11 protein-coding genes and 1 tRNA gene are annotated in these 13,708 nt (G+C 37.2%); 6 read left to right on the top strand and 6 right to left on the bottom strand.

The window, feature by feature from the left end; genetic code table 11:
* Positions 1-312: 312 nt before the first annotated feature.
* A complete protein-coding gene (locus ABWU87_RS13520) occupies positions 313-2,721 on the top strand; it encodes a leucine-rich repeat protein (RefSeq protein ID WP_353331570.1) in 2,409 nt (802 codons plus the stop codon).
* A 399-nt stretch (positions 2,722-3,120) separates the two neighbouring features.
* On the opposite strand, the gene ABWU87_RS13515 is transcribed toward ABWU87_RS13520, so the two are convergent.
* Both ABWU87_RS13515 and ABWU87_RS13510 read right to left on the bottom strand, forming a co-directional pair.
* Positions 3,121-3,621 (bottom strand): hypothetical protein, encoded by a 501-nt coding sequence (locus tag ABWU87_RS13515; RefSeq protein ID WP_353331568.1) that lies wholly within the window; start codon positions 3,619-3,621, stop codon positions 3,121-3,123.
* A gap of 23 nt (positions 3,622-3,644) precedes the next feature.
* Complete coding sequence (locus ABWU87_RS13510) at positions 3,645-5,009, bottom strand: hypothetical protein (RefSeq protein ID WP_353331566.1); 1,365 nt, start codon at positions 5,007-5,009, stop codon at positions 3,645-3,647.
* Between the two features lie 467 nt (positions 5,010-5,476).
* Between ABWU87_RS13510 and ABWU87_RS13505 the strand changes: the two genes are divergently transcribed.
* Entirely contained in the window at positions 5,477-5,878 is a 402-nt protein-coding gene (locus ABWU87_RS13505) for a hypothetical protein (RefSeq protein WP_353331564.1), read from the top strand.
* Positions 5,879-6,065: 187 nt separating this feature from the next.
* Here ABWU87_RS13505 and ABWU87_RS13500 read toward each other — a convergent pair whose 3' ends face one another.
* The 3 genes from ABWU87_RS13500 to ABWU87_RS13490 all read right to left on the bottom strand — a co-directional run bounded on the left by ABWU87_RS13500 (position 6,066) and on the right by ABWU87_RS13490 (position 7,970).
* Positions 6,066-6,677, bottom strand: coding sequence for a rubrerythrin family protein (locus ABWU87_RS13500; protein ID WP_353331562.1), 612 nt, complete (start codon positions 6,675-6,677; stop codon positions 6,066-6,068).
* Positions 6,678-6,700: 23 nt separating this feature from the next.
* Positions 6,701-7,129, bottom strand: a complete 429-nt coding sequence (locus tag ABWU87_RS13495; RefSeq protein ID WP_353331560.1) for a DUF2231 domain-containing protein — start codon at positions 7,127-7,129, stop codon at positions 6,701-6,703.
* Positions 7,130-7,896: 767 nt separating this feature from the next.
* Positions 7,897-7,970 (bottom strand) — tRNA-Met (locus ABWU87_RS13490).
* 197 nt (positions 7,971-8,167) lie between these two features.
* Here ABWU87_RS13490 and ABWU87_RS13485 point away from each other — a divergent pair.
* The 4 genes from ABWU87_RS13485 to ABWU87_RS13470 all read left to right on the top strand — a co-directional run bounded on the left by ABWU87_RS13485 (position 8,168) and on the right by ABWU87_RS13470 (position 13,076).
* Positions 8,168-8,554: an START-like domain-containing protein gene (locus ABWU87_RS13485; RefSeq protein ID WP_353331558.1), complete on the top strand. Its 387-nt coding sequence runs from the start codon at positions 8,168-8,170 to the stop codon at positions 8,552-8,554.
* A gap of 87 nt (positions 8,555-8,641) precedes the next feature.
* Complete coding sequence (locus ABWU87_RS13480; RefSeq protein ID WP_353331556.1) at positions 8,642-10,546, top strand: LptF/LptG family permease; 1,905 nt, start codon at positions 8,642-8,644, stop codon at positions 10,544-10,546.
* A gap of 3 nt (positions 10,547-10,549) precedes the next feature.
* Positions 10,550-11,764, top strand: a complete 1,215-nt coding sequence (locus ABWU87_RS13475) for a bifunctional 3,4-dihydroxy-2-butanone-4-phosphate synthase/GTP cyclohydrolase II (RefSeq protein ID WP_353331554.1) — start codon at positions 10,550-10,552, stop codon at positions 11,762-11,764.
* A 118-nt stretch (positions 11,765-11,882) separates the two neighbouring features.
* Complete coding sequence (locus ABWU87_RS13470; protein WP_353331552.1) at positions 11,883-13,076, top strand: pyridoxal phosphate-dependent aminotransferase; 1,194 nt, start codon at positions 11,883-11,885, stop codon at positions 13,074-13,076.
* 349 nt (positions 13,077-13,425) lie between these two features.
* Here ABWU87_RS13470 and ABWU87_RS13465 read toward each other — a convergent pair whose 3' ends face one another.
* Positions 13,426-13,596: a DUF362 domain-containing protein gene (locus ABWU87_RS13465; protein ID WP_321438523.1), complete on the bottom strand. Its 171-nt coding sequence runs from the start codon at positions 13,594-13,596 to the stop codon at positions 13,426-13,428.
* Between the last annotated feature and the right edge of the window lie 112 nt (positions 13,597-13,708).

Below are 13,708 nucleotides of genomic sequence, written 5' to 3'. Positions count from 1 at the left end.
AGTCTGGCAAAATAGAAATTTGCCTTCAGTTATTTCCTATTTTTATATTTCATTTTTATCCGCCCTCCTCGACACAAAGACTTGTATATACCCACAAAGTTATGCACAGATAAAAGAAGTATTAAAACAAACAGTTGCATTATCTGCAAAAAAAATAAAGTCGAATCGAAACCAATAGTTAAATAATGTTGTTATACATTTAGTATCGTATAATAAACCAAGTAAAACGTGCATCAAAATGCTGAAAGTTCCTACGTTTTAATATCTAACAATGCCTACCTCAGGGAACAGGGAAGCACAACAATGAAAAGAATGGGAAAATTTACTTCTTTAAAGAGGATATTAGCTGCAATATGCATCTTATCAAGTTGGGGGATGAATGCGCAGATAGTTGAGGATACAGTCAATGTTACCCCGGGAAGCCTGGCTACAATCCTCGACATACAAAAGGATCTGATTACGGATTTGACACTTACAGGAAGTATGAACGCAACTGATGTAGGCACATTACGCAGCATGGCAAAGCTAACCTCTGCAAATCTTGCAGAGGTTAACATCGTAGAGGGCGGAAGCTTTTTTATCAGTGCCAGTGGAATCGGCAATTGTTTTTCAAAAAACAATGCGTTGCCCGACAACTTTTTTTATAACATGGCAAACATAAAATCGGTAGTCATTCCCAAAAGCGTGACTTCTATCGGTCAGCAGGCCTTCTATTTCTGTACCGGACTAACCAGTGTAATAATTCCTAACGGGGTGGACTCAATTCGTGAAAATGCTTTCGCTTTCTGCTACTCACTACCAGCTGTAACCATTCCTGAAAGTATTAAATGGATAGGCCCAGATGCATTCAGATTATGCAATTCACTCAATTCACTGGTAATTCCAGATAATGCCCCAACCGAAATAGGTGGAAGAGCTTTCGGAGAATGTGCAAGACTGAAGTCGGTTGTAATAGGTAACGGAGCAACATCTATCGGAACACAGGTTTTTATGGATTGTCCTGAGCTGACCAGCGTGACGATTGGTAACAATGTACCATCGATAGAGGTATATGCATTTAAAGGTTGCATAAAACTTGATACTGTATCAATTGGAAGCGGGGTAAAATTTATAGGAATCAGAGCCTTTGAAGGATGTGTAAATTTATCTTCGATCACAATCCCGGATAATGTACTTGCGTTTCATCCCGGGGCTTTTAACGGCTGTACAGGGTTAACAACTGTCTCAATCGGGTCAGGGCTCAACGACTTCGGACTATCAACCTTTTTAGGATGCACAGCACTAACGGGTTTTAGTGTATCAGAAGAAAACACTGCATACAATTCCTTGAACGGAGTGCTTTACAACAAAGAACAAAACACACTGATTGCATACCCTAATGCCAAGGGGGCAACCTACCAAATCCCCAACGGTGTTACCACCATTAACGAATATGCTTTTGACGGGTGCACAGGAATTGTTTCTCTCAACGCTTCTTCAAGTTCTCTCACCTCTGTGGGGCGCAGTGCATTTAACAACTGCACAAAACTTACATCTCTTACAATAGGAACTGGCGTAACCAGTATTGGCAGCTTTGCCTTTTCAGGGTGCATTGCACTAAAAGAAGTGACAATTCCCGATAAAGTGGTGTCAATGGGCGAACAGGCTTTTAAGGGTTGCGCGGCACTTAACAAAGTAATAATTGGAAAATCACTTTCGTCAGTAGACAATTGGCTGTTTGACGGCTGTGGCGCTCTGCTGGATATTCAACTAAAATCTGCTATTCCGCCAGCCGTTTACGAATACTCATTCCCACTGGTAGATAAACAGGTGTGTAAACTGTATGTACCCAGAGGGTCACTCGCAGCTTATCAGGCTGCCACAATCTGGAAAGATTTCACAAACATACTCGAAAAAGATATTGCAGATGCTAACACTCTTGTGCTTGACCACTTTGATCAAGCAACAACAGGTGAGGCCGTGGGTACCATCAACTACACTGACGGATTGGAGGGGCTGGGTAAAGCCGTCGATTTCTCAGCAGGCAGCAGTTACATTATCTACCCTGTAAACAAATACATGGTCAACGCTGGAACAGTTGAAATGTGGGTAAACCTGAAAGAGCTTAACAAAGGTTTACTGACTATCAACTTAAGTAAAAGATACACAGCTCCTTCGGGAGGATATGTATTCCACCTTGGGATAGATGCCGCCGGAAAAGTAAATCTTAGTGGTTGGAGTACAATCGTAAACAACGCTTTTCAGAGTAACAAAACCCTGAAGCTGAACACGTGGACGCACATTGCTGTAAGCTGGGGCGATTCTACCAAAATATACATTAACGGTATACCGGATGTGGTCTCTCCACTCCCATTCCGACCAGCAGTTGACGGTGGTTATGCTTATGTTCCTTATTGGGGAAACAGTTTCGGATATATGGACGATCTGCACATTTCGAACGTGAAACGCACCGATGCAGAGATTGCTTCCAGGGTTGAAGGATTTACTGGTTTGAATACGTCTGTAATGCCACAAAATGTTGACGGTGTAACTGTATTTGTTCATGCCGGAGCTATTGTAGTTAATGATGCAGTACCAGGAAGTACGGTAGCTATTTACTCGCCTTCGGGAATGTTGATGAGCAAGATCACAGCCAACAGCAAGAGCATAATTATAAAAATGGCAACAAAACAGCTATACCTTGTAAAAATTGGCAGTCGCACATTCAAGGTGGTCTTATAAATCTATATCCAAAGTATATACAGCCAGAATTGAGAAATAGAATATGGAGGTACAAATAAAAGCTGAAATAATTACATTGATAGAGAAATACCTCAAAAACTGTGGTGTAAAAACCATAATAATCTAAGGGGATGGTAAATTTTTAATTTCAGGGTTGTGAGATTTGCACGTCTAATGACTTAAAGACAGCCTGTTTTATTATCAATAATAGACAGAAAGGTCAACATTCCTGGTTTATATTTCACGTTATTATTTGATAGTCAAACAATTTAGTCGTATGCAGTCAGTGTATACGACTAAATTGAGCCTAACGAGTAGAAAACAGGCTATTGATCTTAATGGATCAACAGCCTGTTTCATTAGTATGGTTCCGATAGAAATTATAAAAAGCGCTCCACACTATTTTATGCGCTTAAACGTTATTGAAATCTTTTGGTTGTTTTCCGTAAAATTCTGAATATACATATCGGGAGATTTAAACTCTTCATAAAATTTCTCACTTACAATTTCAGGGTGCGTTATGTTCCTGATTGCTACTCCTTCCAAGACATTTTCCGAGACAAATCCGCATATGTAAAGAATCATCATTCCTGAATCTCTTTCAAGTTCTACTCCAATTATTTTATTAGCTTTGCTGTCATATCCCCATAATTGCTTATTTTGAAAAATTATCTTATCCTTCACTTTCATTTTAAAGTTGCCGGTAAGAGCGTTCTCTCCATAAGCTGCAAACTCAAACCAATTTGTTGTATCCTTACCGACTTCAGCCTTCCAGACACCAATGTATTTCCTGAGCAGCTCTGCTTGATTGAGGTTTTTGTGACTGTTTTGCGCCTGCATCACATTTGAACATAACATGAGAAACAGAGTTATTGCTGAAATAACAATTATTTTTTTCATTATTGTATGGATTAAATTAGAGTTTATTTTTTCTTCATCAGATGGTAGGTATTTACAAGTGCAGGTTTGTTTTGCTGCGGAATGGTTTCTGTATATTCAACGGATGTTTTAAAATCGAACAGTATCTTTGACTGTTCTTCTTCTGGATTGGAGATGTTGATCATTACCATTTCGCCTGAGTGCTTCGTATTAAAATACATAGTAAAAACTATTGTAGGGAGCCCTTTTGACGTATGAGTTCCAATGAATTTATCTATGCTACGGTCATAAACAAGAAGTGTGCGCCCTTGAGTCAATATTTTATTTTTGTATGTAGTTCGGGTATTGACATCGATGCCATTCTCTATGGATTTACCTTCCCACAATTCAAAGGTGTCTTTTCCTATTTCTCCAGTCCAGTAGCCTTTGAACTGACTCACAAGTTCAAGCTGGCTCAACTTTCCTTCTGGTTGTCCTTCAGCTTTTGCATCCTTTACCCTTGAATAGTTGAATACGTCAGTCACTTTGTCATTTAGAATAGCAGTTTGTTTAATGAAATCAGGTGGAAAATATTCGTTTTTGAATCTTAAAGCTGCACCAGCGGGTTTGGCTAAATCGTTTATTGGAATTATTTCCATTACATTGGGAGAGGAGAACCAACATGCAAAAACTCTAGCAGCTCCTCGTTTAAAGGTTCTGGTCCAGATGAATTTATCGCTGTTCCTATCGTAAGCTATAACGTTTTTATTTTCCCAGAACTTCTTTCCATTGGCGTCCGTCGACCATGCCTTGGCCTCAAGATAATTTCCATTGGCTTTACAATCAAAGGTGAAAAGGGTATCTTTACCGGTTCCGCACTTCCAGATGCCGGTAACATACTCTTTAAACAGCTCAACCTGATTCAGTTTTTCGGTCTGTTGCCTTTCAATGTTTTTTTCAACGGTAGATTCTACTGCATAGATTATTTTCCATTCTTTACCAATCTTTTGGAGAATGAACTGAGCTGCTCCGGGGTCGGATACGGTTGTGTGTCCATCTTTAAAATAGGCAACGGTTTTACACTTGGATGTGTATAGCACGGTAGAACGGTCGAGTATGTTGTAATACCCATCGAAGAAAGTAAATTTCTGACCGGTCATGGTGCTAAAGAGTGGTTGCATTACATTCACCATATCTTTATAGCCAAATATATTTCCATTATAGATATACTTGAAATCGGGTGAATTATAAAAGGTTCCACAAATCATTTCAAAGTTGGCTTGTTCGCATCCTGTGATCAGTGTGTTGATCACATCTTTCACTTCAGCTTTGATTCTCTCTTTTTCTTTATCGGAAACAGAACCATTGGTAGTTGCATAGCAGAATAGGCTTGCCATGAGCAAGGCCCAGACAAAAAAAAGTTTTTTCATGATTGCACAGTTTAGATTAAAATTAAGTCACTATTAAAAAACAGCTGAAAACAGGAATAGTTGTGAAAGGAGATATAAGATATGTTATTATATATATAACAGTTTGGCAACCTTTTTAAGCTATAGATCAATACTTTTCTTATTTTTGATGAACATTGTGTGTTTCCCATAAACAACCATATAAAACTTTATCTCCTAAATAAACAAATCATTGACTACATTTTAAACAGGCATATTGAATACTGTTTGTTTACCTATTTTAAGCGACGATTAATTGGGTTATAACGTTCTTTAGAACGTAGCTTTTTCTGTATATTTAGTTATGGAAGAAGAACAATAACACTTATATTTTGTTTTATATACAAATTGTAAAGCATGCTAATTTAGAATTAAAATGACCAAACATCTAAAGGGGCAATTCCCGAAATGCCATATGAGTAGGGATTAAATTTTATAATAAACTTATTATGAAAACAAGTAAAGGTGTTTTATTTTTAATACTAGTTTTTATCTTAACGTCTTGTGCATCATCTGTGAGATTTCCAATATCTAATAAGGCACCAGCAGCAGAAATTTTTGCAAAAATAAAACAAGATAAGAACAACAATTATGCTATTAAAATTACAGCTAAAAATTTGGCGAGTCCTGATAGACTAAATCCTCCTAAAAACAATTACAGCATTTGGATTGTGACAGAAAAAAATGGAATAAAGAACATAGGACAATTGATCAATAAAAATGCAAAAAAAACCGTATTAAAAACAACAACACCTTTTAAAATAGTTGAGATATTTATAACAGCGGAAGATAAAGGGAATATTTCATTGCCAAGTGGAGAGGAAATATCTAGAATTTCTTTTAATAAATAATCGATTCTAAAAAGTCAAGAATTGTAGGAGAGGGTCAAACTTTCCGATTTGGCTCTCTTTGCAATAAGTGAAGCGATTTTGCCGATGAAGACATTCGGGTGTTGTAGAGGTTATTCTATTCAATAACAAAAACACCTTAAAGAATATATAAGAGGGCTGTTTCAAAGCGAAACAGTCCTCTTATTATCTAGATAATTATAAATTTGTCTTTACTTGTCTGACAGAATGCACATTTTAGATCAACCTTTGCATTATCATAGGTGTTGCCGCATACAGGGCATACTGCATATACGAAAGGCAATTTACTTTGAGTATGAACTTTTAAAGCTTCTAATGCAGCAGCATAAAATTCCTGATGTTTTTTTTCTGTATCGAATGCCCAGGAAAACGATTTTACAGCTTTTTCTGATTTTTCTGCTTTTGCTTCTTCAAGAAACTTTGGATACATAGTTGTTGTTTCATAAGTTTCTCCTTTGATTGCTTCCTGAAGATTTTCAGCTGTAGTTTTTACTTCAAACTCGGGTTTAAATGCTTCCATTTTCTCTCCCAGTTCTTCTAATACTTTTGTGTGATTTGCAACATGAATAGCTTCAGCCTTTGATGCTGCCTCGAATAGTTTGGCAGTCGTATCGTTCCCTTCTTCTTTTGCTTTTTGTGCAAAAGCTGCGTATTTAGCACTAGCGGTAGTTTCACCTTTAATTCCTGCTTTAAGGTTCTCAATTGTTTTAACCGGCTTTGGTCCGGTACAACTTGCAAGGGCAATAATACTCAATGCTAGAAAAAATAAAATTTTCTTCATTTTTTTTGTTTTAAGAATTAATATTAAAGAGGCATCATATAATTATAGACTAATGTACCACCAAAAAAACCAGTAATACTAACAGCAATGGCAGCAATGCCATACAACACAAAAGAAATCCATTTAAGTGTGCCATTTTCTTTTTTACCTAAAGCAAGCATTAATCGTATTACTGAAGTTATAATTAGCAAACACATTGTAATAAAGGCAAATAACTCATGGGACTCTTTAATTAAGCCTGCAGTACCTGACATTTCAGACGTAAATAATTCTCCCGATAGCCATGTGACTACAGTAGCTAACGTACCAGCTATGAGCAAATACAGGCTGAGCTTTGGTAAACACAATTCTTTTTTAATAAACAAAGAAGCTAATTCAATAATGAATCCAAACATAACCAATGCTATTGGAAAATGAACCAGCATAGGATGAAAATGACTTGTATCAAACATAACTTTTAAACATTAAGAGGTGAAAAAGAATTGATTATTTGAATAAAAACAGCAAGAATGAAGTTTTAGATTTCATTGAGTGCCTGTTGTTAATTTGTTGATAATTTAATTGTTGAATAACAAATTAATAAAAAATAATGCAATAAAAAAAGCAAATTAAAAGAAAAATCCAATCTCTTTTGAACATAATATTGGTACAGCTTGATTTTTTTATTGCAAGATTCTCTAAAGTATGTTTTAATTTGAAGGAAACAAATTATATATACTGTAGAAAGGTATCAAATACTACCATCCTTAAATGAAACAATCTTCGTTTTCAGGTTGTTGGTTTATAGTAAGAAATTCATTTTGGAAACTTGAAGAAACTTTCAACCATTCGTAATCCCTGCAGCTACCTTTACAACTCACATTCTACTTGATGTCGAAATATTCAAAACATTGACAGTATTCTCACTGATATATTGAATGCCTCGATTAACTGATTTTATTTGCTTTTAGACTGTACGATATAAAGGTGACCTCCCTCCAAAAATTGCACTGTTTTGAATTAGACAAAAGTATAATTTCATTTAAAAATAAATGAATCAATAATGAGTAGAACGGTGTCAGATGCCACCATTCCTAAATGAAGTAATCTTCGTTTTCAGGTGTTAGTTTACAGCAAGAATTCTGTTATGGAGTCTTTTTCGGGCAAGATTCAGGCAAGTTTAGGAAATAAGAAAAGGCACCCAAGAGTGGAAGCCTCCTAAATGCCTTATTCTTAAATGTAGCGGGACCCAGGATTGAACTGGGGACCTCATGATTATGAATCATGCGCTCTAACCAGCTGAGCTATCCCGCCATAATTCTCATTTGCGGTTGCAAAGGTAGATAAATCTTTGAAACCTGCAAAACTTTGGCCGCTTTTTTTTATTTTTTTCTTGCCTGAAAGAGCTGTTTTAACTCAAAAAGGACCAAGAAATCCATAATATAGAGTCATTTATATTTCTAATTATAAAAAAAGTATTATCTTGCCGACGAAATAAAAACACAAGCACTATGAAAAAAGAAAAGATTCATATAGAATATCTTCTAAATGCATCCTCTCGAACTATCATATGGAATGCAATAAGCACTCCTATTGGTTTAGAAAGCTGGTTTGCCGACAGGGTAAACATGAAAGACAAAACGTTTGTATTTACCTGGGGCAAATCTGAGATCAGAGAAGCAGAACTAATCGCATCAAGAATGCACTCCTTCGTACGTTTCCACTGGCTGGACGACGAAGACGAGAAGAGCTACTTCGAATTAAAAATGAATTTCAATGAGCTTACCAGCGATTATGTGCTCGAAATAACCGATTCCGTTGATCCTGAAGAGAAAGACGATCTTTACGAACTGTGGAATTCTCAGGTTGAAACCCTCAGAAGAACTTGTGGCATGTAATGACTGCTTTATAAAAATGGATAAAAGTATGCGGGAACATCTTTTTTTATACTACTTTTGTCGGGTAATTGTACAAGTATAAAAAAGATGCTACGCATAAAGAAATTAGATATATTTATCGTCAAGAGTTTTTCTCTTCTTTTTCTGGGAACGTTCTTCATCTGTCTGTTTATTTTCATAATGCAATTCTTATGGAAATATGTGGATGACCTTGTCGGTAAAGGACTTGAGATTAATGTTTTAGGCGAATTTTTCTTTTATGCAACATTAACACTGGTTCCAACTGCATTACCACTTGCCGTACTACTTGCTTCATTAATGACTTTTGGAAACCTTGGCGAACGGTATGAATTACTTGCTGTAAAAGCTGCAGGGATTTCTCTTTTGAGAGTAATGCGTCCGCTTGTAGTAATCACCCTCATTCTTTGCTGCACATCTTTCTATTTTCAGAATGTTATTGCACCAAAAGCGCAGGTAAAACTGTGGACGTTACTGATTTCTATGAAACAAAAGTCGCCTGAACTGGAAATCCCGGAAGGAGTTTTTTATGACGAAATAGAAGGATACAATCTCTATGTAAAACATAAAAACAAGGAAACAGGTGTTCTTTATAATGTTATGATTTACAACTTCTCCAAAGGATATGACAACGCTCAGATTCTTGTGGCTGATTCTGGTAAGCTGGAGATGACATCGGACAAGCAGCATCTTTACCTGCATCTTTATTCTGGAGAAATGTTTGAGAACATTAAGCCACAGACTGGCTCAGTCAACAACATACCTTACAGGCGGGAAAGCTTCAGCGAAAAGCATATCATTATTGAATTTAACTCCAATTTCAACATGGTAGATGAAAGCTTTATGAACAAGCAGTATCAAAGCAAAAACATGGTAGAGCTTCAGACCTCAATTGATTCAATGAGACATCAGGTTGACAGCATTGGCAAGACATTCTATGAAGAGGCAAAAGTCACAACATATCGTCTGGCAGACAGATTTACCAATGAAGATACGCTTGCCTTAAAAAAGACACTGACAAAAAAAGTCAATCTCGATAGTCTTTACAGCAATCTGACCATACAAGACAAACAACGGATTATTGAAACCGCATTTAACAGTGCACAAAACATAGAGAATGACTGGAGGTTCAAGAGTTTCAATACAGCCGAGACCGATTACCGCATTAGAAGACATGAAATGGAATGGCACAATAAAATAGCCCTCTCGTTCTCTTGCCTTATATTCTTATTTATCGGGGCACCGTTGGGAGGAATCATCCGGAAAGGTGGTTTGGGCATGCCTGTAGTTATTTCTGTGCTGATTTTCATCATTTACTATATTATAAATACAACAGGAGCAAAAATGGCTCGGGATGATAAGTGGATTATGTGGATAGGTATGTGGATTAGTACTATTATCCTTGCGCCGGTTGGCGTATTCTTTACTTATAAATCCAATAACGACTCTGTAGTGCTAAACTCAGACACCTATATCAACTGGCTTAAGAAAGTGATTGGAATTCGAGACACACGTCATATGTCAAAGAAGGAAGTCATCATTGAAGATCCCAACTATATGGAAGAAATAGAGAAGCTGGAAGTGCTTTGCAGTTTGTGTGAACCATATGTGGCAAAGAGAAAACTGACACGTGCACCAAATTACTTTAGAATCTGGAATAAAGTGGAAAAAGACGAAGAGGTCATTGCAATTAACACTCAACTGGAATCAATTATTGAAAGTCTGGCAAACACCAGAGACCTGAATATCTTGAACTTAGTGAACAACTACCCTATTATTTCTGTTCATGCTCATAGATGTCCTTTCAATATTCCGACTATAAACATTGCAATCGGAATAGTATTGCCGATAGGGTTAATCTTCTATTTCAGGATGTGGGCTTTCAGGATACGCCTATATAAGGATCTGAAATTAATCCATAAAACAAGTAGAGATTTACAGAATATTATTAGAAAACAATTAGTTAATAAATAAGGTATGGAAGAGATTAAATTAAATACGATCGATGAAGCTATTATCGATTTCCGCGAAGGGAAATTTGTAATTGTGGTTGATGATGAGGATCGTGAAAACGAAGGCGACTTCATTATTGCGGCAGAAAAGATAACGCCTGAAAAAGTCAATTTCATGTTGAAATATGGACGAGGAGTGTTGTGTGCACCAATTACTGAAGAACGATGTGAAGAACTGGAACTGGATATGCAAGTATCCTCTAACACATCTATATACGAAACTCCTTTTACGGTGACAATCGATTTACTGGAAGGCTGCACAACAGGTGTGTCCATGCACGACAGAGCTGCAACAATAAAGGCTCTGGCCGATCCTAATGCAAAAGCCAGCGACTTTGGACGTCCTGGACATATTAACCCGCTAAGAGCACGTTCACGTGGAGTACTTCGTCGTTCAGGGCATACTGAGGCGACTATTGACCTAGCACGACTTGCAGGCCTGTACCCGGCTGGAGCACTAATTGAGATTATTAATGAAGATGGAACCATGGCTCGCCTTCCGGAACTGATGGAGGTTGCCAAAAGATTCGAACTCAAGATTATCTGTATAAAGGATTTGATTGCTTATCGCCTCAAGATGGAATCAATGGTTGAAAAAGGAGAAGAGGTTGATATGCCAACTCAGTATGGTCACTTCCGACTTATCCCTTTCCGCCAGAAATCAAACGGATTAGAACATATTGCATTGATTAAAGGTGAATGGAATCAAGATGAACCTATTCTTGTAAGAATGCACTCATCCTGCATGACAGGAGACATCTTTGCCTCTTGTCGTTGCGAATGCGGAGAACAACTACATAAAGCTATGGCAGAAATAGAAAAAGCAGGCAAAGGAGTTGTTGTGTATATGAATCAGGAAGGACGAGGTATTGGTCTTATGAATAAAATTAAGGCTTACAAGCTACAGGAAGAAGGGTTCGACACAGTTGACGCCAACTTACACCTCGGATTTAATGCTGATGAACGGGATTATGGTGTTGGAGCCGAAATTCTTCGAGAAATAGGCGTACGTAAGATGAGGCTACTGACCAACAATCCGGTTAAACGAATCGGGCTTGAAGCTTACGGATTGGAAATTGTAGAAAACGTAGGTATAGAAATCACTCCCAATATATATAATGAGCGTTACCTGAAAACAAAAAAAGATAGAATGGGGCACACTCTCCACTTTACAAAGTGATATAAATTTAATTTGAATTTAAATAAAAAGTCAAAAGAGTACCATATTTTACTTTCTTAATTCAAATATTTTATCTTATTTTGCATCTTGAAATTACAACCAACTAATAAGTGAAATTATGAATCAACTTTCAGACCGTTTGAACAGTCTCTCTCCTTCGGAGACATTAGCAATGTCGCAAAAGAGCAGTGAGTTAAAAGCTCAGGGCATTGATGTGATTAACCTTAGTGTCGGAGAACCCGATTTCTTTACTCCTGACCATATTAAGGAAGCTGCCAAACAAGCAATTGATGACAACTTTTCTTTTTATTCACCAGTACCAGGTTACCTGCCACTTCGTAAAGCAATTGCAGAAAAACTAAAAAATGAAAACGGTCTGGATTACTCTCCTGAACAAATAGTTTGTTCAAACGGAGCAAAACAATCAGTTTGCAACACTTTGTTGTGTATCGTTGGCCCGGGTGATGAAGTAATTATACCGGCTCCATACTGGGTAAGCTACATTGAAATGGTTAAACTGGCCGAAGGTAAGAGCGTAGTTGTTCCTGCAGGAATTGAGCAGAACTTTAAAATAACTCCTGCTCAGTTGGAAGCAGCCATCACTCCAAAAACAAAGGCATTGATTCTTTGCTCACCATCTAACCCTACCGGTAGTGTATACAGCAAAGAAGAACTGCAAGGCTTGGTTGAAGTTTTGGTTAAATATCCAAATATCATCGTAATTGCTGACGAGATTTATGAGCACATCAACTATGTAGGTAAACACGAAAGTATCGCTCAATTCCCAGAAATCAAAGAACGGGTAGCTCTAATCAACGGTGTTTCTAAAGCTTATGCAATGACAGGATGGAGACTTGGTTTTGTTGCCGCTCCTATCTGGCTGGCTAAAGCAAGCAACAAGCTTCAGGGACAGTATACTTCCGGTCCTTCTTCAATTGCACAGAAAGCTGCTGAAGCTGCCTTTGCGGGCGACCAGACTCCAGTAGAAGATATGCGCAAAGCATTCGAGCGTCGTCGTAATCTTGTTCTTGATCTGGTCAAAGATATTCCAGGATTGGAATGCAATATTCCGGACGGAGCTTTCTACGTATTCCCAAAATGTGATTCTTACTTCGGTAAGTCATTTGGTGACCGTAAGATTAATGATTCTGCCGATCTAGCTATGTACCTGCTTGAAGAGGGACATGTGGCATGTGTAGGTGGTGTGGCATTTGGAGCACCTGAATGTATCCGTATGTCATACGCTACTTCAGATGAAAACCTGATTGAGTCCATGAAGAGAATCAAAAATGCATTGGCTAATCTGAAATAAACTCGAAAAATAAAGAGATTTTAAATCTCGGTTTCTTAAACAGAAAACCTTTTGATTGAAATCCCTTCAGAGAAAATCCCCCTATTTTAGCCGTTTCCCATTAATGAAAAGGCAAAATAAGGGGATTTTATATTATTTAATAATTGAATTCTATAAATGAAAAAGGGTAACGGACATAAGTGTCAGATTACAGAATAAACTGGTGCGGGAATAATTTATATAAAAACACATAAGACTGATGCAAGACCTCATTACTTTTTATTCGTCCGCCAAACAAACACTAATCAGTTGACTCCAAATAAAAAAAGCTATCCCTAAAGAGATAGCTTTTTTATCTTTTAAAAGGGATTTAGTTTCCCGGGTGTATTGCTTCAGAAGGACAAACATCTGCGCATGTACCACAATCTGTACAGATTTCAGGATTGATAGAATAGATATCACCTTCAGAGATAGCTTCTACTGGACACTCGTCAATACAAGTTCCGCAAGCAATACAATCATCACTAATTACGTAAGCCATTGTCTTTAATTTTAAATATTAGTACTAATTTGTTCAGCAAAAATAAAGATTATATTTATTTCCTACTATGTTTAATTCATAATTTATCCTAATTTGGATATTATCTAAATAG

Source organism: Bacteroides sedimenti (assembly GCF_040365225.1).
Lineage (GTDB): Bacteria > Bacteroidota > Bacteroidia > Bacteroidales > Bacteroidaceae > Bacteroides > Bacteroides sedimenti.
Note: the sequence above shows the minus strand (reverse complement) of the source record. Positions and strands in the feature narration are given on the sequence as shown.